Annotated in this window: 23 protein-coding genes and 1 pseudogene; 3 read left to right on the top strand and 21 right to left on the bottom strand. The window is 61.2% G+C overall.

Annotated features, from left to right (window positions below):
• Positions 1 to 46: 46 nt before the first annotated feature.
• The 9 genes and pseudogenes from AB4N53_RS26210 to AB4N53_RS26170 all read right to left on the bottom strand — a co-directional run bounded on the left by AB4N53_RS26210 (position 47) and on the right by AB4N53_RS26170 (position 9,385).
• Entirely contained in the window at positions 47 to 1,396 is a 1,350-nt protein-coding gene (locus AB4N53_RS26210) for a sensor domain-containing protein (RefSeq protein ID WP_460124823.1), read from the bottom strand.
• Between the two features lie 76 nt (positions 1,397 to 1,472).
• The gene (locus AB4N53_RS26205) at positions 1,473 to 2,111 is read right to left on the bottom strand and encodes a LysE family translocator (RefSeq protein ID WP_460124820.1); all 639 of its coding nucleotides are present in this window, start codon (positions 2,109 to 2,111) and stop codon (positions 1,473 to 1,475) included.
• A gap of 60 nt (positions 2,112 to 2,171) precedes the next feature.
• Positions 2,172 to 2,303: pseudogene (locus AB4N53_RS26200) on the bottom strand (glutathione transferase); the annotation flags it as partial.
• Positions 2,302 to 3,036 carry a PA3715 family protein gene (locus tag AB4N53_RS26195; protein WP_460124817.1) on the bottom strand — a complete coding sequence of 245 codons (735 nt, stop codon included), beginning with the start codon at positions 3,034 to 3,036 and terminating at the stop codon, positions 2,302 to 2,304. The gene AB4N53_RS26195 and the pseudogene AB4N53_RS26200, both read right to left, overlap by 2 nt.
• Before the next feature lie 194 nt (positions 3,037 to 3,230).
• Positions 3,231 to 4,562: an MFS transporter gene (locus AB4N53_RS26190; protein WP_460124814.1), complete on the bottom strand. Its 1,332-nt coding sequence runs from the start codon at positions 4,560 to 4,562 to the stop codon at positions 3,231 to 3,233.
• Between the two features lie 180 nt (positions 4,563 to 4,742).
• Positions 4,743 to 5,669 (bottom strand): hydroxymethylglutaryl-CoA lyase, encoded by a 927-nt coding sequence (locus tag AB4N53_RS26185; RefSeq protein WP_460124811.1) that lies wholly within the window; start codon positions 5,667 to 5,669, stop codon positions 4,743 to 4,745.
• Complete coding sequence (locus AB4N53_RS26180; protein WP_460124808.1) at positions 5,666 to 6,859, bottom strand: CaiB/BaiF CoA transferase family protein; 1,194 nt, start codon at positions 6,857 to 6,859, stop codon at positions 5,666 to 5,668. Before AB4N53_RS26180 ends, AB4N53_RS26185 begins: the two co-directional genes overlap by 4 nt.
• Positions 6,860 to 7,112: 253 nt before the next feature.
• Entirely contained in the window at positions 7,113 to 8,018 is a 906-nt protein-coding gene (locus AB4N53_RS26175; protein WP_460124805.1) for a LysR family transcriptional regulator, read from the bottom strand.
• Between the two features lie 62 nt (positions 8,019 to 8,080).
• Positions 8,081 to 9,385, bottom strand: a complete 1,305-nt coding sequence (locus AB4N53_RS26170; protein ID WP_460124802.1) for an NHL repeat-containing protein — start codon at positions 9,383 to 9,385, stop codon at positions 8,081 to 8,083.
• A 216-nt stretch (positions 9,386 to 9,601) separates the two neighbouring features.
• On the opposite strand from AB4N53_RS26170, the gene AB4N53_RS26165 reads away from it, so the two are divergent.
• Positions 9,602 to 10,276, top strand: a complete 675-nt coding sequence (locus AB4N53_RS26165) for a hypothetical protein (RefSeq protein WP_460124799.1) — start codon at positions 9,602 to 9,604, stop codon at positions 10,274 to 10,276.
• On the opposite strand, the gene yiaY is transcribed toward AB4N53_RS26165, so the two are convergent.
• Positions 10,237 to 11,385, bottom strand: a complete 1,149-nt coding sequence (yiaY, locus tag AB4N53_RS26160) for an L-threonine dehydrogenase (protein ID WP_460124796.1) — start codon at positions 11,383 to 11,385, stop codon at positions 10,237 to 10,239. The genes AB4N53_RS26165 and yiaY overlap by 40 nt on opposite strands.
• Positions 11,386 to 11,538: 153 nt before the next feature.
• Between yiaY and AB4N53_RS26155 the strand changes: the two genes are divergently transcribed.
• Positions 11,539 to 12,558 carry a DUF4917 family protein gene (locus tag AB4N53_RS26155; protein ID WP_460124793.1) on the top strand — a complete coding sequence of 340 codons (1,020 nt, stop codon included), beginning with the start codon at positions 11,539 to 11,541 and terminating at the stop codon, positions 12,556 to 12,558.
• A 111-nt stretch (positions 12,559 to 12,669) separates the two neighbouring features.
• Here AB4N53_RS26155 and AB4N53_RS26150 read toward each other — a convergent pair whose 3' ends face one another.
• The 6 genes from AB4N53_RS26150 to AB4N53_RS26125 all read right to left on the bottom strand — a co-directional run bounded on the left by AB4N53_RS26150 (position 12,670) and on the right by AB4N53_RS26125 (position 17,306).
• Entirely contained in the window at positions 12,670 to 13,014 is a 345-nt protein-coding gene (locus tag AB4N53_RS26150) for a YegP family protein (protein WP_071174640.1), read from the bottom strand.
• A gap of 80 nt (positions 13,015 to 13,094) precedes the next feature.
• Entirely contained in the window at positions 13,095 to 13,676 is a 582-nt protein-coding gene (locus AB4N53_RS26145) for a DJ-1/PfpI family protein (RefSeq protein WP_460124789.1), read from the bottom strand.
• 200 nt (positions 13,677 to 13,876) lie between these two features.
• Positions 13,877 to 15,103, bottom strand: coding sequence for a class I SAM-dependent methyltransferase (locus AB4N53_RS26140; RefSeq protein WP_460124786.1), 1,227 nt, complete (start codon positions 15,101 to 15,103; stop codon positions 13,877 to 13,879).
• A 177-nt stretch (positions 15,104 to 15,280) separates the two neighbouring features.
• Positions 15,281 to 15,898 carry a TPM domain-containing protein gene (locus tag AB4N53_RS26135; RefSeq protein WP_460124783.1) on the bottom strand — a complete coding sequence of 206 codons (618 nt, stop codon included), beginning with the start codon at positions 15,896 to 15,898 and terminating at the stop codon, positions 15,281 to 15,283.
• Positions 15,899 to 15,931: 33 nt separating this feature from the next.
• Positions 15,932 to 16,684: a TPM domain-containing protein gene (locus AB4N53_RS26130; RefSeq protein WP_460124780.1), complete on the bottom strand. Its 753-nt coding sequence runs from the start codon at positions 16,682 to 16,684 to the stop codon at positions 15,932 to 15,934.
• A 13-nt stretch (positions 16,685 to 16,697) separates the two neighbouring features.
• Positions 16,698 to 17,306, bottom strand: a complete 609-nt coding sequence (locus tag AB4N53_RS26125; RefSeq protein WP_460124777.1) for a LemA family protein — start codon at positions 17,304 to 17,306, stop codon at positions 16,698 to 16,700.
• Between the two features lie 257 nt (positions 17,307 to 17,563).
• On the opposite strand from AB4N53_RS26125, the gene bglX reads away from it, so the two are divergent.
• Positions 17,564 to 19,855, top strand: coding sequence for a beta-glucosidase BglX (bglX, locus tag AB4N53_RS26120; protein WP_460124774.1), 2,292 nt, complete (start codon positions 17,564 to 17,566; stop codon positions 19,853 to 19,855).
• Between the two features lie 140 nt (positions 19,856 to 19,995).
• On the opposite strand, the gene AB4N53_RS26115 is transcribed toward bglX, so the two are convergent.
• From AB4N53_RS26115 to AB4N53_RS26095, 5 genes are all read right to left on the bottom strand, one after another.
• A complete protein-coding gene (locus tag AB4N53_RS26115; protein ID WP_460124771.1) occupies positions 19,996 to 21,153 on the bottom strand; it encodes a phospholipase D-like domain-containing protein in 1,158 nt (385 codons plus the stop codon).
• A 1-nt stretch (position 21,154) separates the two neighbouring features.
• Positions 21,155 to 21,745 (bottom strand): YceI family protein, encoded by a 591-nt coding sequence (locus tag AB4N53_RS26110; RefSeq protein WP_460124768.1) that lies wholly within the window; start codon positions 21,743 to 21,745, stop codon positions 21,155 to 21,157.
• Positions 21,746 to 21,889: 144 nt separating this feature from the next.
• Complete coding sequence (locus AB4N53_RS26105; RefSeq protein ID WP_460124765.1) at positions 21,890 to 22,186, bottom strand: amidase; 297 nt, start codon at positions 22,184 to 22,186, stop codon at positions 21,890 to 21,892.
• Positions 22,183 to 23,262: a serine hydrolase domain-containing protein gene (locus AB4N53_RS26100; RefSeq protein WP_460124762.1), complete on the bottom strand. Its 1,080-nt coding sequence runs from the start codon at positions 23,260 to 23,262 to the stop codon at positions 22,183 to 22,185. Before AB4N53_RS26100 ends, AB4N53_RS26105 begins: the two co-directional genes overlap by 4 nt.
• A 165-nt stretch (positions 23,263 to 23,427) precedes the next feature.
• Positions 23,428 to 24,306, bottom strand: a complete 879-nt coding sequence (locus tag AB4N53_RS26095; RefSeq protein ID WP_460124759.1) for an acyl-CoA dehydrogenase family protein — start codon at positions 24,304 to 24,306, stop codon at positions 23,428 to 23,430.
• Between the last annotated feature and the right edge of the window lie 21 nt (positions 24,307 to 24,327).

Raw genomic sequence — 24,327 nt, 5'->3', positions numbered from 1 at the left:
AAGGTTTAGAAAATCTGCCGGGACCGCGACGAACGGTTCGCTCGCTTCAGATGCCCAAGGCCCGATGATTCAGGCGTTTGGCCGCATACATCGCTTGATCGGCATGCCGGAAGAGTTGCTGTTCTTCTTCACCGTGTTCAGGAAAACGCGCCACGCCGATGCTCGGTTCGATACGCAGGTCATGGCCGTCGAGGCGCATCGGCTGCGCCAGCACCTGACGGATTTTTCCGGCGACGCTGTCGGCATCTTCGGCGGCATGCACGCTATGCAACAGCACGACAAATTCATCGCCACCGATACGCGCCACGGTGTCGGTTTCACGCACGCAGCCCTTCAGTCGGTTGGCCACGGTTTGCAGGAGCATGTCACCGACAGCATGGCCATGGGTGTCGTTGACCTGTTTGAAGCGATCCAGATCGACATACAGCAGCGCCATGTGTCCGTGCACGGTTCGCGCATGGATCAGCGCAGCCCTGAGCCGATCACGCAGCAGTTCGCGGTTGGGCAGTTGCGTCAGTTGATCGTATTGCGCCATGCGCTTGAGCCGCGCATGCAGTTGCTGTCGTTCGATGGCCGTGGCGACTTGTGCGCAGACGTATTGCAGCAGTTCCTTGTCCTGCTCGGTGTAGCGTTCGCCGCCAGCGAGGCTTTTGACGATCAAGGCGCCGATGGTGCCGTTTTTTGAGCTCAGCGGTACGCCGAGCCAGCAAGGCGCATTCTGCTCCGCCACCAGCGCAGCGAAGTCGGGCGTGGCATCGGCGCTGTCCGGGGTCAGCAACATTGGCTGGCCGCTGCGGATCACTTGCGCGCAAAGCCGTCCGATGACGGTGCCGGGCTGCTCGGGCTGCAGTTCGTGATCGTCGACGTGATAGGGAAAGTTCAGCTGCGCGCAGTGTTCGTCGTACAGCGCCACGGAAAAATTCAGCGCCGGCAGCCACTCGCCAATGAGCAAATGGACGCGTTTGAACAGCGCCAGCAAATCTTCCGCCGCATGCGCCGCCTCGGAAATCGCGTACAACGCCGCTTGCCGCGACTCAGCCTGCTTGCGCTCGGTGATATCGCGGGCGACGGCGATGCGCAGTTGGTCGACTTCCGACCAGCGCGCCGACCAGGAAATATGCGCGACGCTGCCGTCCTTGCGCAGGTAGCGGTTCTCGAAATTGTGCTTCGGGTCGCCGCCCATTATTTCGCCAGCGGCCGCGAGGGTGCGCTGGCGATCGGCCGGGTGCACCAGCTCGATCATCGAGCGGCCGATCAGTTCGTCAGGCGTGTAGCCGAAAATCCGCTCGCAGGCAGCGCTGACAAAAACGAAACGACCCTGCTTGTCGACCGCGCAAACGGCGTCCAGCAACAGGTCCATGTAGCTCGCCAGCGGCGCAGGGTTGGGGCTTTCCATGGTTCTACGGGGTGTCCGCGCAGTGCAGCGATTTCAATCGTCCATGATCGTGGATTGCGAGTCTCTGCTCACAGCCTCAGGCCTTGTTCGGCAACAGCCCCGGCAACGCGTGCATCAACGCGTTGATGGCGAAGCCGATAAACATCACGCCGCATAAACGCGTGATGAGCAGCTCATGCCGCTGATACACCATGCGCACTCGCTGCGCGCCGACCACGCCGATGAGGATAGCGTAGGCCAGGGCGCCGCCGATGAAACTCAGGGCGATCAGTGCAGGTAGCATCGACCAGTTGAGCAGTTCGGCGCGGCTCGACAACAGCGCCGTAAAGGTCGCCACCGCCACCGGATAGGCCTTGGGATTGGTCAGGCCGAAGACGATGCCGTGCCAGAACGGCTGCCGCGCCGCCCCTTGCGCCTCGTCGCCGCTGCGGCGCTGGGCACGCACCGCACGCCAGCCGAGCCAGAACAGGTAAACCGCGCTGAGCACGCCGAGTACATCGAACGCGGTGTTACCGATTTCCCGCGCACCGACAATCGCCACCAGCGCGGTGCTGCACCAGATCACATCGCCGAGCAGATGCCCACACAGAAAACCCGCCCCGGCGCGCCGACCATGGGCCGCGCCAATCCCGAACACCGCCAGCACGCCCGGCCCCGGCGTTATTCCGTAGATGAAACCCGAAGCCAGAACGGCCAACAGCAATGATGGAGTCATGAGAAACCTGCAAGCGCCAGAACACGTGGCGGCCAGTCTATATCAGAGGATCACGGCGGATCACTGCGCGTCGTGAAAACGCATGCAGGGGTACGGTTTCTGGCGACATGCGTCTAGCCGCGATTGCAAATCGCCGACATGGACCTCGAGCTTGTGCCCGTCAGGATCGAGAAAGTAGAACGACGCGCCTTCAATAGCCTCTCAGATTTGCGGGTACGAAATATTGCTGTCCGTCATAGCGCAACGTAGTCAGCACCGGCTTTTCGTGGGTGGTCTTCGACTCGCAGGTGTCGGGTGAACCTTCACCGACCAGGCCCGTGGTGACTGAGCGGACAATGATATCGGCGTAACCATGGGAACTGGTTTTGCCCATCTCAAGCGTACGCACCGTCTCCGAGCGCTCTCCGGCGCAATTGCCGTCCCACTCGCCACTGAAGCTGTAGGCGACCAAACGATCCAGCACCGGGCGCAGTTTGTCGCCCTCTTTCACGTAGAGCGACAGCAGGTTTTCATCCAGCGGATTGACGCGCGACGAACCTTTGAAATGGGCGCGTACGCCGAAGGCACGCAGGTCTGGCGTGAGTTTATAACGCGCCGTATCCAGCTCCAGACTCTCCAGCGCGATGGCATCGGAGAGAAACGCCGACCGCTGATGATAGGTCGCCAGCGAGTTGGAGTTGCCGGCCGTGATGACGGCCAGATCCAGATCGTATGAACCCACCCTGCCGTCCTGGCCATAGACCGGATCGGGCACGAACGTCGATAGCGCGGTAATCGTCAGCGACGGATAAGCCGGCCATTCCTTGCACAAAGAAAAGTCCGCTTCGCCACTGACCGCAGGCGGCGTGCAATCGGCCCACGCCTGCCCAGCCATCAACCACCCGCAGAGCGCTACTGCGCTGATCCAAATGGACTTCATTGTCAATTCCCGCTCCTTGATGACATTTGCAGTCGCGCACTATCCCTTTCTGCATCGGAGGATTCAACAGATCTGGCCAGCGAATCTTCTCATGTGTCTGAAGTCGGAATTCGCGAGCAGGCTCGCTCCCACAGGAAAGCCGCATTCCAAATGTGGGAGCGAGCCTGCTCGCGAAGGCGTCATCGCCGACGCCGCAGATCTCAATACTTGTCCAGCGTACGCAACTTCTGCGGCAAGCCCCACAGCAGCAACGCTGCCGCAATCAGCGCGGCGACGCCGATGACGTACAGCGCCGGCGTGGTGCTGCCGGTGAGGTCCTTGATGCGTCCGACCATGACCGGGCTGACGATCCCGCCGAACTGCCCCAGGGTATTGATCACCGCGATCCCGCCTGCCGCCCCGGCACCGGCGCCTGCCAGCAACTTCGGTGGCAGGGTCCAGAAGCTCGGAATCGAAGCGATGATGCCCGCGCCGAGCAGGCCGAGCGCGACGATCAGGAAGGTCGTGTGGCTGGCGAAGATTCCCGCGCTGAAAAAGCCGATCGCGCCGACGATCACCAGCCCGGCGACAAACTTGCGCCGTTCACCGGTGGCGTCCGACAAACGCCCGATCACCACCATGCTGATCGCCCCGCAGATGTACGGAATGGCGGTCAGCAGGCCAATCATCACCGGGCTTTCGGTGCCCGCGCTGCGGATCAATTGCGGTGCCCAGAAATTCAGGCCGTAGGACGCGACCTGAATCAGGAAGTAGATCAAACCCAACGTCAGGAACCCGGGTATTTTCAGCGCCGCGAGCAATGAGCCGCCGCTCTTGTGTGGCTCGTGATGGGCGATGCGGCTGGAGAGCAACTTCTTCTCGTCAGCAGTCAGCCAGTGCGCATCCTCGATGCGGTCCTTGAGCTGGGTCAGCACCAGAAAACCCAGCGCGATGCACGGCACGCCTCCGAGCAGGAACAACCAGTGCCAGCCGCGCATCTGCAACACGCCGTCGAGGTGTTGCAGCACCAGCCCGGAGAACGGCGCGCCGACCAGCCCGGCAAACGCCGAGGCAAGAAACAGCATCGAGGTGATGCGGCCACGGAAGTGCTGCGGAAACCACAGGGTCAAGTAATACAGCACGCCCGGAGCAAACCCGGCTTCCATCGCGCCGATGACAAAGCGCAGCGCATAGAACTGCCATTCGCTGTTGACGAAGACCATCGCCGCCGTCGCCACGCCCCAGGACATCATGATCCGCGCAATCCAGCGCCGTGCGCCGACCTTGTACAGCATCATGTTGCTCGGCACTTCGAACAGCACGTAACCGACTACGAATAGCCCGGCGCCCAAACCATACGCGGTATCGCTCAGGCTCAGGTCGGTCTGCAGCTGGAATTTGGCAAAGCTGATGTTGATGCGGTCGAAAAAGGCGAACAGGTAGCAGACCATGATCAGCGGCATCAGGCGCCAGGCGACTTTGCTGACCAGGGCTTTTTCGGCGTCGTGATCGACGGACGGACTTGCGCCCGCCTCCATTACGTTGAGGCTCATAGATTTTCTCCAGGCGGACTGCCGGGGGCGTCCGATTGTTTTTGTTGTCTGGTGGTACTGCTGAATGCTTTTGAACTGTGGGAGCGAGCCTGCTCGCGAATGCGCCAGATCAGTCGACACCGATGTTGAATGACACACCGCGTTCGCGAGCAGGCTCGCTCCCACAAGGGTTTTGTATCTTCAGGTGGGCATCGGATGCAGATCGCAGTTGCGCCCGGCCTTGGCCAGTTGGCCGGGGACGTCGTGGCCTAACAGCGTCGGCAAGCCGCGCGAGAGTTTCAACAACAGCGGCAAATCGATCCCGGTGGGAATGCCGACTTCAGCGCACAGGTTCACCAGGTCTTCAGTGCAGATGTTGCCCGACGCGCCCGGCGCAAACGGACAGCCACCGAGGCCACCCAACGCCGCATCGAAGCGCCGCGCACCGGCCTCGTAAGCGGCCAGCACATTGCACAGACCAAGGCCTCGGGTGTTGTGGAAATGCAGGGTCAGGTCAGCCGGCGAAACCCGCTGCAAAACGCGCCGCACCAAGCGATCGACCTGACGCGGATTGGCCATGCCGGTGGTGTCGGCGAGGCTGATGCCCTGGATGCCGAGTTCCTGATAGGCGTCAACGATCTGCAGCACACGATCCTCATCGATCCGGCCTTCGAACGGACAACCGAACGTGGTGGCGATGCTGCCGTTGAGGCGCACGCCCGATCCGCTGACAAACGCGACGATGTCAGCGAACGCGGCCAGCGACTCTTCGCAACGCATGCGCATATTGGCCAGGTTGTGCGTCTGGCTGGCGGACATCACCAGATTCAACTCATCGGCATTCGCCGCCAGTGCGCGTTGCGCGCCTTTGAGGTTGGGGATCAACGCCACGTAAATCACCCCCGGCTGGCGCTGAATGCCGTTGAACACCTGCTCGCCGTCCCGCAGGGCCGGGATGGCTTTGGGCGAGACGAACGAGCCGGCCTCGATGCGGCTGAATCCGGCCTGTGACAATTGATTGATCAGGGCGATCTTGTCAGCGGTCTCCACCCACGTCGGCTCGATCTGCAAACCGTCGCGGGGCGAAACTTCCTGGACGACCAGGGTTTGCGAATAGTCTGTGATCATTGCACCACCCCCTGGCCTTTCAGGCGTTCGATGTCGAGTTCAGTCAGGCCAAGATTGGCGAGAATCGCGTCGGTGTGCTGGCCCAGTTTCGGCCCGGACCAGTTCACTCCGCCGGGGGTTTCCGAGAGTTTGGGAACGATGCCGGGCATCTTCACCGTTGCGCCACCGGGCAATTGGGCATCAAGCAACATGTCCCGCGCCTGATAGTGCGGATCGGCGAAGATGTCAGCCACCGAGTAGATGCGCCCGGCCGGCACTTCGGCAGCTTCGAGAGCAGCCAGGACTTCGTCGATCGGCAGGCTGCTGGTCCAGTGCGTAATGGCGGCATCAAGCAAACCGCTCTTCGCCGCACGGCCATCGTTGTGGGCGAATTCTTCTGCGTCGGCCAAATCAGCGCGGCCAATGGTGTGCATCAGGCGCTTGTAGATCGGGTCGCTGTTACCGGCAATCACCACGTAAGCACCGTCGGCGGTGAGGTAGGTATTGGAGGGTGCGATACCCGGCAAGGCACCGCCGCTGCGTTCGCGGACATGGCCGAGCATGTCGTATTCCGGTACCAGACTTTCCATGACGTTGAACACACTTTCGGCCAGCGACACATCGACAATCTGCCCGCCGCCCTGCCCGGTCTTGACCCGCAGCAGCGACATCAATGCGCCGATCACCGCGTGCAGCGAGGCCAGCGAATCGCCAAGGCTGACGCCAACCCGCGCCGGCGGCGAACCGGGGCTGCCGGTGGTGTAGCGGATGCCGCCCATGGCCTCGCCAATCGCACCGAAACCGGGCCGGTCGCGGTACGGGCCGGTCTGGCCGTAGCCAGAGATACGCACCAGGGTCAGGTTCGGATTCAGCGCATGTAGCACGTCCCAACCCAGGCCGAGTTTTTCCAGCGCACCGGGGCGCAGGTTTTCGATGATCACGTCGGCGTCACCGGCCAGTTGCTTGACCAGTTCGATGCCTTCAGCGGATTTGAGGTTGAGTGCCAGGGATTTCTTGTTGCGCGATTGCAGGTACCACCACAGCGAAGTGCCCTCGTGCAGCTTGCGCCATTTGCGCAGCGGGTCGCCCTGGCCCATGGCTTCGATCTTGATCACTTCGGCGCCGAACTCGGCGAGCATGCGCGCGGCAAACGGCGCGGCGATCAGGGTGCCGATCTCGATCACTTTGATCGCACTCAAAGGGGCAGTCATCGCGGGGTACCTCTTGTTCTTGGAATATGCCGCCAAGGCTAGAGGAACGATGATTGGCGAATCCAGCCGTCTCTCGGCAACGGGCGTTCGCGAAATGCGAATGCTCCACTGTGATTGCGTGGTGAATTCAGGGCCGCCTTCGCGAGCAGGCTCGCTCCCACAAGGTTCTGTAGTGGTTTCAGATTCTGTGTCCACACAAGTTCAATGTGGGAGCGAGCCTGCTCGCGAAGAGGCCATCAGCTGCAACGCAGATCTACCGCCCGCGCAAATGCTCAAACAACATCCGGCTCACCGGCGACAACCCCGCTTCATCGCGCACCACCACAATCAGCGCGCGATCCGACCACGCATCGGTGAGCGGCACCGCGCGCAACCCCAGTGCCTGACCAAATAACTCATAGGCTCGCTGCGGCAGAATGCCGATGCCCATGTTCGCCTGGACCATCCGGCAGACCGCATCAAATCCCGGCACATGAATGCGAATGCGCAAGACTTTGCCCGCCTGCCGCGCCGCCGCATGGGTACGCATGTTGATCGAACTGGCTGCGTGCAAGCCGACGTAGTCGCTGTCCAGGGTTTCACTGAAAGCCACCGATTCGCACATCGCCAACGGATGCTCGGGCAGCATCACCACCACCAGTTTGTCCTGCCGGTACAGCACGCTGTGCAGGCCCTTGGTGTCACTGTCCTCAGAGCAGATGCCGAGGTCCGCGACGCCATCGAGCACGCCCTGAATCACCCCGGCGCTGGGCCGTTCTTCAAGGTCGGTCTTGACCTGCGGATGCTGCGCGGAGAAGTCGCGCAAGTCTTCGGGCAGGAACTGAATGATCGCCGACAGATTGGCCAGCATGCGCACGTAACCGCGCACACCGTGGCTGTGCTCACCGAGTTCCAAGCCCATTTTTTCCACGTTGAAGAGCATCTGCCGGGCGTGGTGCAGCAGGGTTTCACCGGCCGGCGTAAGGATCATGCCTTTGGCCTGACGCACGAACAGAGCAATGCCCAGCGCCTCCTCCAATTCCATCAGGCGCTTGCTCGCCGCCGACACCGCGATGGCTTCGCGCGCAGCCGCACGGGTTAGCGTGCCTTCCTCGTGGACGGCGACGAACAGTTGCAGAGTGATCAGGTCGAGACGGCGGATCAGGCTTTTTTGCAGCATGGTGGGCTCGAAGACAAGGTTCATCCGAGCCGGCAGGATAGCCCGGTTTTACCTCTGGCTGCTCAGTTGCCCATGCTCGCGCGCCGTTTTGTGACAGGTGCGGTCAGCAAGCGGACCAATTGTGCGCTGTCGTCTCTGCGCCCCAATACCAGGACTGAAGAGCCTTGCAGGCAGGCGTCGATGGCTGACCATGAAACGTCTCTCGCGCCCTCGACATCAAACGAATCATCCACTGCGCCATCGACCAGGAAGCCTCCCGTCAACAAGCCTCGTGCGCTGCCCGAGGTCTGTCCGACCGCAACGATCCGTTTACCGGCGATGTCATCCAGCGCCAACCCTGCTTGCCAACCTCTCAGGTCGAGTTCATGCGCCGCCGGGGTGATGACAGGATTGTTGAACGCATCATCCATTTGGCCGGCGTAGGTAATCCCACTGATGAACGCATGTTGCAGTTTCCTGCCTTGCGTTGACTCGACTGCCGAACCGAGCAGAAGCAGGCGCTGCGCCGTTTGCACAGCGATGTCGGTCACGTTGCTTTCGAGCGGCTTGCCATCACGCTGAAGATTCAATAACAGTACCCCCTTGTCGCCGAACGCTTCTGCAACTTTCCCGCTGTGGTCGAACGCCATGACCAATCCCTGATTGGTGATTTCGGTTTTGCCATGCAGCAGAATCAGTCCATCGTCGAGCTGGATGATCCCGGATAGCGAAATGGCCACCCCTGGCAGCGCCACGGGCAGCCAACCGTCGCTGGCGAAAGACAAATCGTCCGAGCCATCGAGATTGAACCGCGTCAACAAGCCACTACCCTTTTGCGCGGTCATGAACAGCAGCCTGTCCGGCTGCACAAGCTGCGGATCGGATTTCGCCAGCAGCAGTCGCCCATGCGTGGCACCGAACAGGGAAGGAATACGCATGGGCACAATCCGGTAGCCATTCTTGTCGCCGCCGAACTCGATGTCCGGCGAACCATCGGGCAAAAACCGGGCGATGACTTGCTGGTATTCAAGCGTCTTGTCTTTGACGACGCCAATCACGGCGCACATCCAGATCCGCCCTGGCGCATCCACGATCAACTGCCCGCCTTGCGTGAGCGAGCCTGTGCCGAACTGGCCGTTGAGATATCCGCCTTCGCCGAAAGCCGGATCCGGATTTCCATCGGCATCCAGCCGCGCCAGGCCGTAGAACGAATGGCCCGATTGCTCGACGGTAGCGCTGACCATGATCTGCCCCGAAGGAGTGATCGCCACGCCTTTGGCAATGGTCTTGCCCGCTCCGGGAAATTTCAGCGCTCGCATACCAAAGAGAGCATCCAGCTCCCCGGCTGACTGCGCATCTGTGGGCAATGGCGCGGTGGGTTCCGACATGTTCGCATTCTCCTCAAGAGATCGCCGTCGATCCCCTCGTTGCGAGCATTCGACCCGAAGAATTCGCGCCGGACAACTGACATAAATGACAGTCTTTTAGAACAAAACGAAATTATCCGCTGTGTAAAAAAGACTGAATGACTGGTAGTTCTTACAGGTTCGAATTCAGGCCCGTCATGCCAACCTCAGCGTTCAAATCAGCCATGGACGAGAAGCATGATGAGCACTCGCGACGAGCAAATTTCACAACCGGGTCCGACCATCACTTATCCCGAGGAAGCCAGTGCGACAGGACCTGCGACTCTGTTGCTCGGCAGCGGCATACCCAATGCTCAGGTGCAAGTGTGGAATACGGAAAACACCCATTTGCTCGGTGCAGGACAGGTCAGCACAAACGGACGATGGGCGTTCAGCATCAACGGCGTCCAGGCTCCAGGCCAACAAAGGATTCACGCCCACCAGACGTATGCAGGCATCACGTCCGAATGGAGCGACGTGCGCGGATATGAGGTGCGACTGCGGCCCGAGATCGACGTCCCGGTCGTTGTCGAACCGATTGAGGACGCGCAGGTCGATACGCCTCTGATGTTTTCAGGAGATGTCACACGAGCCGAGGGTTTCGTCAGTATTTTCGATCTGGACACTGGCCTGGAGATTGCCAGAGCAGCGGTCGAAAGTGACCGGCAATGGCAAACCCCGGCAGCACACTCCATGGCGGTCGGGCAGTACCGTATATCCGCCGTCCACAACATCGCCGGCCAGATTTCAGATTGGGGCCGTGTGCGCACCTTTACCGTGCTCGCAGTAGCAAGCGAAGGCTTGTTCGACTTCGCTCGCCTGCGCACCTTCATTCAAAACGCGTTGCGGAAAATTTCCTCGATCTGGCGCTGATCCGCCGCCCGTGGATTGGTCAGTCCGCAGGCGTCCTTCAAGGCGTTGGCGGCGAGTACCGGGATGTCGCTGAGCCTGGCGCCCAGCTCGCGCAGTCCGCCGGGAATCTCGACATCTTTAGCCAGACTGCGAATGGCATTGATCGCCGCTTGCGCGCCTTCTTCCGCGCTGAAGCCGCGAATATCCGCGCCCATGGCGTGGGCGACGTCCCTGAGTCGATCAGCACAGACCTGCGCATTGAAACTCTGCACATGCGGCAACAGCACGGCATTGCAGACGCCGTGAGGCAAGTCGTAGTAGCCGCCGAGTTGATGCGCCATGGCGTGGACAAATCCGAGCGAGGCGTTGTTGAACGCCATGCCGGCGAGAAACTGCGCGTAAGCCATGTTCTCCCGCGCCACCAGGTCGCTGCCGTCGCGCACCGCCAGACGCAGGTTGCTGCTGATCAGGCTCATCGCCTTCAACGCGCAGGCATCGGTGATCGGGTTGGCGGCGGTCGAGACGTAGGCTTCGATGGCGTGGGTCAGCGCGTCCATGCCGGTGGCGGCGGTCAGGCCTTTGGGCATCGCGACCATCAGTTCCGGATCGTTGACCGACAGCAGCGGCGTGACGTTGCGGTCGACGATGGCCATTTTCACATGGCGCGATTCGTCGGTGATGATGCAGAAGCGAGTCATCTCGCTGGCAGTACCGGCGGTGGTATTGATCGCGACCAGAGGCAATTGCGGCTTGCTCGAGCGGTCGACGCCCTCGTAGTCGCCGATCCGCCCGCCATTGGTCGCGCACAGGGCGATGCCTTTGGCGCAATCGTGCGGCGAGCCGCCGCCCAGCGACACGATGAAATCGCAACGGCTCTCCTTCAACAGCCCCAGACCTGATTCGACATTGGCTGTGCTGGGGTTGGGTTTGGCACCGTCGAAGATCACCGAATCGATGTCCTGCATCGCCAGTTTCTCGGCGATCATCGCCGCCACGCCAGCCTTGGCCAGCCCGCTGTCGGTGACAATCAATGCCTTGTGAAAACCGTAATTGCGAATGGCGAGCATGGCTTCGTCGAGGCAGCCGCTGCCCATGATATTGACCGCCGGAATAAAGAAGGTGCTGCTCATCGTGTGTCTCCTGACTGGAGCCGGATCGACTGCCTCGATTCGGCGGTGCACACAGGATCGACCGATCGGTCACGAGTAATGTTGATCTGGCTCAATGTCCGCTCGTGATAAAGTCGCCGTCCATCTGCCCTTTGTTTTGAGACCGCCCACGCAATGACCGATTTTCTCAATGTCGACGCCACCCTCGAAGACTGGAACGCCTTGCGCGCCGCGAACGATTTCCAGGGTTTGCTGGTGGGCAATGGCGCCAGCCGCGCGGTATGGGATGACTTCGGCTACGACTCGCTGTTCGAAAACGCTCGTACGGTCGAAGAGAAACCGTTGAGCCCATCGGAACTGGCGGTATTCGACGCGCTGCAAACCCGCAGCTTCGAGCAAGTGCTGGGCGCCCTGAAAACCACCAGCCGGGTCAACAAGGCTTTGGCGGTCAGCTCGGCGGCGCCGCGCAATCGCTATTACGCGATCAAGGAAGCGCTGATCAACACCGTGCACGCGGTGCACATTCCGTGGCGGCTGGTGCAGCCTTCGACGCTGGCGGTGCTCAATGCAGAACTGGCGCGCTATCACACGGTGTTTACCACCAACTACGACCTGCTCAATTACTGGGCGCTGCAACACCCGGGCGAGGCCATCGACGACCTGTTCAACGGCGCGGACGCGAGTTTCGATCTGAGCCAGAGCGCCACCGACAAACCGCGCCTGCTGTACCTGCACGGTGGTCTGCATCTGGTGCGCAATCAGGACGGCACCGCACGCAAACTGACCTCGACCGAGGGCACCCTGCTCGGCAGCTTCGCCATCAACAACACGATCAAGACCCTGGACGACGTGCCGCTGTTCGTCACCGAAGGGCCGAGCGCCGACAAGCTCAAGACCATTCGCAGCTCGGATTATCTGTCGTTCTGCTACGAGCAGTTACTGGCTCATGGCGGCAGCCTGTGCATCTTCGGCCACGCGCTGGGCGAGCAGGATGCGCACCTGGTGCGCGCGTTGCGCCTGGCCCGACCGAAATGCGTGGCGATCTCGATCTACCCACGCAGCGCCGCGTTCATCCAGCATCAGAAACGTCACTACGCCAAGGTGTTTGAAGGCACCGGGGTTGAGTTGCGGTTCTTTGATGCCAAGAGCCATGCGCTGGGTGATCCGAAATTGTCGGTACCGGTTGAGGTTTGAAGCAAGATCAAAAGATCGCAGCCTTCGGCAGCTCCTACATGGAAATGCATTCCAGGTGTAGGAGCTGCCGAAGGCTGCGATCTTTTGATTTCAAAGGCTCATGCCCTGAGCTCAGAGGACAGGCAGGGTCTTGTCCTTGATGGTTTTCGTTGGGCCGTTGGCCTTGACGCTGGCGATGCCCTTGTCACACGCGCCATCCGATGAGTACGACTCGCTGCTGCCGATGACCTGGTGATTGGCCGCCTTGAGATTGAAGTAGGGATGGCCATCCTTGGTCGATTTTTTCTCGTAGCGCTCGTCCAGCGGGCTGTTGGCCTGCACCGAAGCGATGCCGCCGTCGGCGCCGGCGCGGGTGCTGTAGAGCTCGCTGGTCAGAATCGTTTCGGCGTTAGCCGCTTTCAGCACGAACCTGAATTGGCCGTTGCTGCTTTTGCTCACTTCGTACCATCCGGACATGTCTGTTTCTCCTGGGGGCGATTGAGAGATTTCGCGCTTCAGAGTAAAGACCAGCACCCCCGGTCTGTCGCCTGCCCCGACTACAAAGTGATTTTCGTACCGAGCAGACCGAGGAACCCGGCCAGCCATTTCGGATGCGCCGGCCAGGCCGGAGCGCTGGCCAGATTGCCCTGAACATGGCCGTCGGTCACCGGAATGTCGATGTAGGTGCCGCCCGCCAAACGAACTTCCGGGGCGCAGGCCGGATACGCGCTGCACTCGCGCCCCTCGAGCACACCCGCCGCCGCGAGCAGTTGCGCGCCATGGCAGACCGCTGCGATGGGCTTGCCGGCGTTGTCGAACGCGCGCACCAGTTCGAGGACTTTTTCGTTCAGCCGCAGGTATTCCGGAGCACGACCGCCGGGGATCAGCAGCGCGTCGTAATCGGCTTCACTGGCCTTGGCGAAGTCGAAATTAAGCGCGAACAAATGACCGGGTTTTTCGCTGTAGGTCTGATCGCCTTCGAAATCATGAATCGCGGTGCGCACGGTGCTGCCGGCGGACTTGTCCGGGCACACGGCGTGGACCGTGTGGCCGACCATCTGCAGGGCCTGGAACGGCACCATCACTTCGTAGTCTTCGACGAAATCGCCGACCAGCATCAGGATCTTTTTCGCGGCCATGGGAAAACTCCTCGGGGAAAGGTCTGGGAGTATTCAAGGTAGACCGTATCCAAGGGTTGCGGTAATTCCAGGCTTACTACGCTCGATCGCGATAAATGTAGGAGCCGCCGAAGGCTGCGATCTTTTGATCTTGCATTTAAATAACCAGGATCAAAAGATCGCAGCCTTCGGCAGCTCCTACAGGGGTGTATTTCAGGCTATCAGGCGAGAAAACCGTCGGCGCGCAGCAGGGTTTCCAGGCAGTGTTCGCTGATATGGTAGAACGCCTTGAGCTCTGCGATCTTCGTCAACAATTGCGCTGGGTTAACCGGCTCGGCGCGTTTCACCGCGAGAATCATCTTGTTCTTGTTGGTGTGTTCCAGCGAGATGAACTCGAAGACCTTGGTCTCGTAACCACAGGCTTCGAGGAACAATGCACGCAAGCTGTCGGTGACCATTTCCGCCTGCTGGCCCAGATGCAAACCGTATTGCAGCATCGGCTTGAGCAGCGCCGGGCTCTGGATCTGCAGGCGGATCTGTTTGTGGCAGCACGGCGAGCACATGATGATCGACGCACCCGAGCGGATGCCGGTGTGGATCGCGTAATCGGTGGCGATGTCGCAGGCATGCAGGGCGATCATCACGTCCAGCTCACTCGGCGCCACTGTGCGCACGTCACCGCACTTGAACACCAGCCCCGGATGCTCGAGCTTCGTCGCAGCGGCGTTGCACAGGCTGACCATTTCTTCGCGCAGCTCGACGCCGGTGACTTCGCCCTCGGCCTTCAGCGTGTTGCGCAGGTAGTCGTGAATGGCGAACGTCAGGTAGCCCTTGCCCGAACCGAAATCGGCGACCCGCACCGGTTTGTCCAGCGCCAGCGGCGACGACGTCAGGGCATGGCTGAACACTTCGATGAACTTGTTGATCTGCTTCCACTTGCGCGACATCGCCGGGATCAGCTCGTGTTGCGCATTGGTCACGCCGAGGTCCTTGAGGAACGGGCGGCTCAACTCCAGGAAGCGGTTTTTCTCGCGGTTATGCTCGGCAGACGGCGCTTCACGCAATTGCTGAGGTTTGCTCTTGAACAGCGAACTCTTGCCCTTTTTGCTGTATTCCAGCTGCGCTTCGTCAGTCAGCGCCAGTAAATGTGCATTTTTGAACGAGGTCGGCAGCAGACCGCCGATCAGCGCCACGCCCTCGTCAAGCGGCAGGTTCTTGGTGATGTCGCGGGTCTTGTAGCGATAAACGAAGGACAGGCACGGCTGCGCCTTGACCGTCACCGGTTTGATGATGACCCTTTGCAGATCCGCCTCTTCACCGACGTACTTGGCCAGCACCAGTTTGATGAAACCGCTGTCGTCGAGGCTGGTTTGCAGCAGCTCGATGAACTGGGCGTGGTGATCGGCGGCCGGTTTGGCGGACGGCGCGGAAGAAGCGGAAACGGACATGGACAAGCGGCCTCGGACGGGCGGAATCGGGAATGGCGGGTATTTTAGGGGGGATGGGGTTTGGGGACACGTGCTTATTTACCGAACGGCGAAAATCAAAAGATCGCAGCCTTCGGCAGCTCCCACAATTGGAATGCATTCTCCTGCAGGAGCTGCCGAAGGCTGCGAGCTTTTGATCTACCCCAACACCACCAACCGATTCGGCAACTCGTTCCTCACCTGCGTCACCGGCACATGCACCTTCAACAACTCACCACACGCCTCCACGCACGTGACAAACCCTTCAAGCGTGCGGCCTTCGCGGACCTGTTCGGTGAACGCTGCGACAATCGCGTCCCAGTTGCTGTTATTCAGCCGTTTGGAAATTCCCTCGTCCACCAGAATTTCCACATAGCGCTCAGCCTCGCAGACAAAAATCAGCATGCCGGTGCTGCCCACGGTGTGGTGCAGGTTCTGTTCGAGAAACTGCCGCCGCGCCAGGTTGGAGGCACGCCAGTGGCGCACGCGGCGCGGGACCAGATGCGTGGTGATTTTCGGCAGACGAAACAGCAGACACAGGACGATGAACATGCCCCATTGCACCAGCAGCAGGCTGCGCAGCGTCAGCCAGCCGGTGAGGTAGTGGACGATGCCCGGTAACACCAGCGCCAGCAGGCTGGCCCAGAGCAGCGGGATGTACGCGTAATCGTCGGCGCGGGCAGCGAGCACCGTGACCAGTTCGGCGTCGGTGTCGCGTTCGACCCGGGCGATGGCCTCGGCGACTTTGCGTTGTTCGTGTTCAGTCAGTAATGCCATGTCGAAAAGTGCCTGCTCATTATTCTTTTGATCTCACCAGCCGCCGGACGAACCGCCGCCGCCGAAACTGCCCCCGCCGCCGCTGAAGCCACCGCCGCCGCCGCCGCCGAATCCGCCACCACCGCCAAAGCCGCCCCCTCCTCCGGAGCCGCCCCGGCCGGCAGGCAGGATACCGAGCATCTGGCAGACAAACACCGTCAGGATGAACAACATCACCAGAAACATGAACAGCGTCGGGTGCCGCGAGATGAAATCATCCGCCGGGTCGCCGCTGGATTCGTACACGGTGGACGGTTCGTCCAGCGGATTGCCACCGAGCACTACCAGCATCGCCGCGACGCCGTCGCTGATGCCTTTGCTGAAGTTGCCGGCCTTGAACGCCGGCGTAATGACCTGATGAATGATCACCGACGACTGCGCATCGGTCAGGCGATCTTCCAGGCCATAGCCGACTTCGATGCGCAGTTTGCGCTCGTCACGGGCGACGATCAGCAAGGCGCCGTTGTTCTTGTCCTTCTGACCGATGCCCCAGTGCCGACCGAGCTGAACGCCGAAATCCTCGATGGTGGTGCCCTGCAGATCCGGCAGCGTGACCACCACCAACTGCTCGCCGGTGGCCTGTTCATGGGCCTGCAATTGCTGGCTCAGTTGCGCGCGAATCGATGGCTCGAGCATCTGCGCCTGATCGACCACGCGCCCGCTCAGCGGCGGAAACGACAGTTCGGCCCGGGCGCTTACGGCGAACAGCCACAGCATCAGCACCAGGCCCAGTTTCAACACACGCATGGACGACCTCGAGTCAGAATTTCACTTCCGGGGCTTTTTCCGCGCCGGGCGTGGTGGCTTCGAAGGTCTCGCGCATCGGCAGATCGCTGTACATCACGCTGTGCCACAGGCGACCGGGGAAGGTACGGATCTCGGTGTTGTACTTTTGCACCGCCAGAATGAAATCGCGACGGGCCACGGCAATGCGGTTTTCCGTGCCTTCGAGTTGCGATTGCAGAGCGAGGAAGTTCTGGTTGGCCTTCAGATCCGGGTAGCGCTCGGAGACCACCATCAAACGGCTCAACGCGCCGGTCAGTTGATCCTGCGCCTGCTGGAACTGCTTGAGCTTCGCGGGATTGTCGAGGGTGCTGGCATCGACCTGAATCGAGGTCGCCTTGGCTCGCGCCTCAATCACTGCGGTCAGGGTTTCCTGTTCGTGGGCCGCGTAGCCCTTCACGGTTTCCACCAGATTGGGGATCAGGTCAGCACGGCGCTGGTACTGGTTCTGCACCTGGCCCCAGGCGGCTTTGGCCTGTTCGTCGAGGGTCGGGATATTGTTGATGCCGCACGCGGTCAACAGCGTGGCGAACACCAGCAACGTGGCGATCTGTAGCCGTGAACGGGAGGTTGAGCTGATATTCATTGCAGTGATGCTCCATGACACATTTGATTTAAAAACCGAGCGCTGGGCATTCCCGGCCAGCGGTTGGGGCATAATCGGCGCCGCCACTGGCATGCGACGGGTTAATCGGCTAAAAAGTGCCCTTCGCGTTCACGTTGCCGATGTCGGCTGCGGTTTTCCGGCTCAGGTTTTGCGCCGGCACCCGAACAACAATAGTCGCTCCCTACATTTTGGCTGGCCGGTGTTGCATCACCGTTTGGGCCCTTGAGAAAAAATTCATGAAGAAGCTGTGTTTGCTGGGTCTGCTCGTCAGCCTGGCCAGTCATCAGGTACTGGCCGCCACGACCCCGGTACCTCTGGAGAACAAGGACGCTTTCATCAGCAACCTGATGAAACAAATGACCCTCGACGAGAAGATCGGCCAGTTGCGCCTGATCAGCATCGGCCCGGAAATGCCCCGCGAGCTGATCCGCAAGGAAATCGCCGGCGGCAACATCGGCGGCACGTTCAACTCGATCACCCGCGCGGAAAACCGTCCGATGCAGGACGCTGCGATGCGCAGTCGCCTGAAGATTCCGATGTTTTTCGCGTACGACGTGATCCACGGTCACCGTACGATTTTCCCGATTCCGCTGGCCCTCGCGTCGAGCTGGGACATGGACGCCATCGGCCAGTCCGGGCGCGTTGCGGCTAAAGAAGCCGCTGCCGACAGCCTCGACATCACCTTCGCGCCAATGGTGGATATTTCCCGCGATCCACGCTGGGGCCGTAGCTCCGAAGGCTTCGGTGAAGATACCTACCTGACCTCGCGCATCGCCAAAGTCATGGTCAAGGCCTATCAGGGCGAGACTCCGAGCGCCGCCGACAGCATCATGGCCAGCGTCAAGCACTTCGCCCTGTACGGTGCGGTCGAGGGCGGTCGCGACTACAACACCGTCGACATGAGCCCGGTGAAGATGTACCAGGATTACCTGCCGCCCTACCGCGCCGCGATCGATGCCGGCGCTGGCGGTGTGATGGTGGCGTTGAACTCGATCAACGGCATTCCGGCCACGGCCAACACCTGGTTGATGAATGATCTGCTGCGCAAGGACTGGGGCTTCAAAGGCCTGGCAGTCAGCGATCACGGCGCGATTTTCGAACTGATCAAGCACGGCGTCGCCCGCGACGGTCGCGAAGCGGCGAAGCTGGCGATCAAGGCCGGCATCGACATGAGCATGAACGACACCCTCTACGGCAAAGAGCTGCCGGGGCTGCTCAAGTCCGGCGAGATCGAGCAGAAAGACATCGATAACGCCGTGCGCGAAGTGCTCGCAGCCAAGTACGACATGGGCCTGTTCAAGGACCCGTACCTGCGCATCGGCAAGGCCGAGGATGACCCGGCCGACACCTACGCCGAGAGCCGCCTGCACCGTGCCGAGGCCCGCGAAGTGGCGCGGCGCAGTCTGGTGCTGCTGAAGAACCACAACGAAACCCTGCCGCTGAACAAAGACGCGAAAATTGCGCTGGTCGGCCCGCTGGCCAAGGCGCCGATCGACATGATGGGCAGTTGGGCCGCCGCCGGGCGCCCGGCACAATCGGTCACCCTGTTCGACGGCATGAGTTCGGTAATCGGCGACAAGGCCAACCTGATCTACGCCCGTGGCGCCAACATCACGGGCGACAAGAAGGTCCTCGACTACCTGAACTTCCTTAACTTCGATGCTCCGGAAGTGGTCGATGACCCGCGCCCGGCCAGCGTGCTGATCGACGAAGCGGTGAAAGCGGCGAAGGATGCAGATGTGATCGTCGCGGCTGTCGGCGAGTCCCGTGGCATGTCCCACGAATCCTCTAGCCGCACTGACCTGAACATCCCGGAAACCCAGCGCGAATTGATCCGTGCGCTGAAAGCCACCGGCAAGCCGTTGGTGCTGGTGTTGATGAACGGCCGTCCGCTGACGATTCTCGAAGAGAACCAGTCGGCCGATGCGATCCTGGAAACCTGGTTCAGCGGCACCGAGGGCGGCAACGCCATCGCCGACGTGCTGTTCGGTGACTACAACCCGTCGGGCAAACTGCCGGTGACTTTCCCGCGTTCCGTGGGCCAGATCCCGACCTACTACAACCACCTGAGCATCGGCCGGCCGTTCACGCCGGGCAAACCGGGCAACTACACCTCGCAGTATTTCGATGACACCACCGGCCCGCTGTTTCCGTTCGGTTATGGCCTGAGCTACACCACCTTCGCCCTGAGCGATATGGCGCTGTCATCGACCACCCTGAACGCCAGCGGCAAGCTCGACGCCAGTGTCATGGTCAAGAACACCGGCAAGCGTGACGGCGAAACCGTGGTGCAGTTGTACATCCAGGACGTCACCGGTTCGATGATCCGCCCGGTGAAAGAGCTGAAGAACTTCCAGAAGATCATGCTCAAGGCCGGCGAACAGAAAGTCGTGCACTTCACCATCACCGAGGAAGACCTGAAGTTCTACAACGCCCAGCTCAAATACGCAGCCGAGCCTGGCAAATTCAACGTGCAGATCGGCCTGGATTCGCAGGCGGTGACGCAGCAGAGCTTTGAACTGCTGTAACAGCAGCAACACTGCAAAACACTGTGGGAGCGAGCCTGCTCGCGAAAGCGATCATTCAGACAAAAAATTGCTGAATGACACACCGCTTTCGCGAGCAGGCTCGCTCCCACATTGGATTCAGGGTGTATTCAAAATCGTGGTTATCCGCGTCGATCGAGAATATTCACCACCAACCGGTCCACCCAGCCCCACACCCGCTGCTTGACCCGCCGCCACAAAGGCCGGCGCTGCCATTCCTCCAGACTCACCAGTTGACTCAAGCCGAAATCCTTCACAAAACTCGCCTCCACCGCTGCCGTCAACGTCGGGTCCAGCGCTTCCAGATTCGCCTCCAGATTGAAACGCAGATTCCAGTGATCGAAGTTGCACGAACCGATGCTTACCCATTCGTCGACCAGAACCATTTTCAGGTGCAGGAAGCACGGCTGGTATTCGAAGATCTGCACGCCGGCCTTGAGCAGGCGCGGGTAGTAGCGATGCCCGGCGTAGCGCACTGACGGGTGATCGGTGCGCGGCCCGGTCAGCAGCAGCCGCACATCGACCCCGCGTGCGGCGGCTTTGCGCAGCGAGCGGCGGATTTGCCAGGTGGGCAGAAAGTACGGCGTGGCCATCCAGATGCGTTGCTGGCCGCTGCTCAAGGCGCGGAACAGTGACTGCAGAATGTCACGGTGCTGGCGGGCGTCGGCGTAAGCCACGCGGCCCATGCCCTCGCCCTTGTCTGGTACGCGGGGCAGACGCGGCAAACCGAAATGCGCGGCCGGGCGCCAGGCGCGGCGGTAACGGTTGGCGATCCACTGGCGATCAAACAGCAATTGCCAATCGATCACCAATGGGCCGGTGATCTCGACCATCACCTCGTGCCACTCGCTGACATCATGGCCCGGCGTCCAGAATTCATCGGTCACGCCGGTGCCGCCGACCACTGCCAGGCATTGGTCGACCAGCAGCAATTTACGGTGGTCGCGATAGAAGTTGCCGACCCAGCGCCGCCAGCTCAGGCGATTGTAGAAACGCAGCTCGACCCCGGCCTGCGTCAGGCGCTGGCGCAGATGCAGCGTGAACGCGAGGCTGCCGTAATCATCGAACAGGCAACGCACGCGCACGCCGCGCTCGGCTGCCGCGACCAGCGCCTGGACGATGGCTTCGGCGCAGGCGCCGGCCTCGACCAGATACAGCTCCAGTTCGATTTGCTCTTTTGCCCCGGCAATGTGCTCGAGCATGCGCGGAAAGAACTGCGGGCCGTCGATCAACAGTTCGAAACGGTTGCCGTCACGCCAGGGGAACACCGCACCGCGCATGTCAGCGCGCCGTGAAAATCAGCACCGCACCCACCGGCACCGACAGACTGATCGCCGACAGATCGGCGAGTTTGCGCAGGCTTTCCAGACCCGGCGCCAGATCGAAATCCTCGGCATTGATCACCAGCGGTTCCAGCGTGACCACTTGAAAGCGCCGATCATCCAGACGCGTGGCGAGCAACTCGGCCGGGTATTCGTGCTGCTTGCCGTGCAGGCTGACGGTCAGCGGCAGGCGCAATTCCAACTGCGCGCCGGGCGCCAGATCGTTGATCGGGCGCAAGTCGATCTGGGTGGTGATGGTCGCTGCAGGGAATTGCTCGATCTGGAACAGCTCCTTGCGCATGCGCTCATCACGCAGCGGAATGCCGCTGTTGATCGATTCGAGCTCGACTTCAACTTCGGCACGACCGTTGGGATCGACTTTGCCGTGCAGTACCAGAAAGCGCTGCACTTCCGAAACGCTGGCATTTTTGGTGCTGACAAACGACAGCCGCGACGACTCGCCGTCCAGATACCAATTGGCCTGGGCCGGCAGTGCAGCGGCGGTCAACAGCAGACTGACGAAGGTTGTATAGAGGGAGCGGTTGAACATTGAACACTCATGGGGGCGATAAACCTGCACGAACCTTAACCGCCCTTGGGTTTATTGCAACATCAAGATCAAAAGATCGCAGCCTTCGGCAGCTCCTACAGGGGAACGCATTCCAAAGTAGGAGCTGCCGAAGGCTGCGATCTTTCAAGGCTGTAAGCGACAGCCTTGGCGTTCGCTCAACCATCGCGCACTGTTACTGCGGCCCATGCCGCTGACGGTGATGGTTTTGCTCGATGGATCATCGGTAAAACCGCTGGTTGGCAGCCATTGTTTCACATAGCCACGGCAATACCCGGCGTCGTTGTTCATCACATAACGGCACGAGCAATATTCCTTGGCGGTGTAGGCGCTGATGATGTCCGGGAAAGCCCAGAGATTCTCGCGTTCATACCAACCCCAGCCGAGCAGCACGATCAGCAGCAACAATAGAAAGCGCTTCATGGCCGCACCGCCTGCAACACGCGCTTGAGCAATTCGTTGTGCTTATAGCTGCCATCGCGATCATCGGCGTAACGCACGATCACCAGTTTTTCACTGGGCATCACGTACAACGCCTGGCCCCAGTGGCCGAGGGCGGCGAAGGTGTCGGGTGGGACGTCGGGCCAGGGTGATGGTGCGCCATCGACAGGGCGATTGAGCCACCAATGTCCGCCGGGCATGGCTTCGTCCTGCTGCGCCTTGTAGCCGGCAAAGGGCTTGAGATTGAATGCCACCCAATCCTCGGGCAGCAACTGTCGATCGTTCCAGCGCCCGCCGCGCGCCATCAGCAGACCGACCCGCGCCAGATCTCGCGCAGTGAGATAGGCATAGGACGAGGCGACGAAAGTGCCGCTGGCATCGCTTTCCCACACGGCGTGGCGAATGCCCAACGGCTCGAGCAATGCTGTCCACGGATAATCGGCATAACGCTCTGCACCGACCATGGTTTTCAGGGCGGCGGCGAGCAGATTGCTGTCACCGCTGGAATAGCGGAATGCCTGACCCGCTGCGGCGTAGGCGTCGTGGTCTGCAGTGAACGCGGCCATGTCGCGATGGCCCCGCGTGTAGAGCATCGCCACCACCGAAGATTTCAGCGGCGCGTATTCGTAGTCCTCCTGCCAATCGAGACCGGAGGCCCAGTTGAGCAGATGGCCGAGGGTGATTGCCGGGTGTTTGTCCAGCGCCGGGTAGAACTTCAGCGCCGGATCGTCGAGTTTGAACCGGCCTTCGCCGTAGGCCACGCCGAGGAGCGTGGCCAGCAGACTTTTGCTGATCGACCAGGTCAGGTGCGGAGTCTGTGCAGTGGTCGGAGCGGCGTAGCGTTCGTAGACAATCTGGCCGTCGCGGATGATCAGCAAGGCGTCGGTGCGGATGCCTTCGCGGTTCGTGTCGTTGCGGGGCGCGAAGGCGTAGTTTTCCAGTGCTTCGACAGCCGGGCCGGTGATCTGCGGGGCGATGGGCCATTGCTCGCCGGGCCATTGTTCGGCGTGGGCGGTGAGGCTGATCAGCAGCAGGAACAGGGACAGGCCTTTGAACATGGTGGGGGCTCTGGGAATGAACCTGTCGAGACTAGTCGGGGTTTATGACAGATGTATGGTGATTTTGAGGCCGCCTTCGCGAGCAGGCTCGCTCCCACAGTTTGATCGCATTTCAATTGAAGAATACCGTCCCTGTGGGAGCGAGCCTGCTCGCGAAGGGGCCGCTCAGGTCACCGCCAAAGCCTTGGCCAACCGCTTGGCCCTCGCCCCTGCCGCCAACTGCATCACGCCCTTGTCCCGCTGCCACATCTGCGCCCACTCCGCCGGGCCATTGCCCAGCGCCTCATCAACTTCCCGCGCCAGCGCTTCAAACTGCGCAAACAACCCGCCCAGCAGCACATGCCCCGCCGGATTGTTCGGCGCTTGCCGGCTGGCCTCGGCACACCCGGCCAACAGCGCCAGCAAACGCAATTGCAAGGTCTGCGGCCAGTCGCTTTCCTGGCCGACGCCGTACAACCACGCGGTCATGGCGCTGAGCACGTAGACATCTTCAAGACTGCGAAACGGTTTGACATAGGCGTCCCAGCCGTCACCGGCGAGCAGTTCGCACAGGGCGCCGTCGAGGTGCAGGCGGCCGTGGCTGATGTCCGGCATCAGCGGCAACGCCGGCAGCTTTTCCACCTTCACCCCGGGCTCGCCGGGATAAACCACCGCCAGACTCAGGCGCGGTGTTGCGCCGGGCTCCTCACTGCGCGCAGCCACCAGCAGCCAATCCGCCGCGTCGCCGGCGGTGACGAAATCCTTGCGCCCGTTCAAGCGCAAATCGCTCAGCCGCGTGTGCATGTCGGCGGGGCGCAGGCTGCGCTGTTCCGTCGCGCATAAGGCGCCGAGGCTCAGCGGCGCGCTCGGCCACAACATGCGCAGCGCCGCCTGATAACCGACCAGAAACGCCAGCCCCGGCGTCGCCATCCGCCGCCCGCCGGCCACCGCCAATTCGAACGGCGTGACGTTGCCCAGCGCCTGCAACAACGTTGCAAAACCCTCGGCCAGATCAGCAGCGACGGGCAAGCGTTCACGGTGGTGCAGCAGATCTGGCCAGGGCATGGGCGCCTCCTTGTGGGCTGT

The organism is Pseudomonas sp. H3_E04 (genome assembly GCF_054668915.1).
Note: the sequence above shows the minus strand (reverse complement) of the source record. Positions and strands in the feature narration are given on the sequence as shown.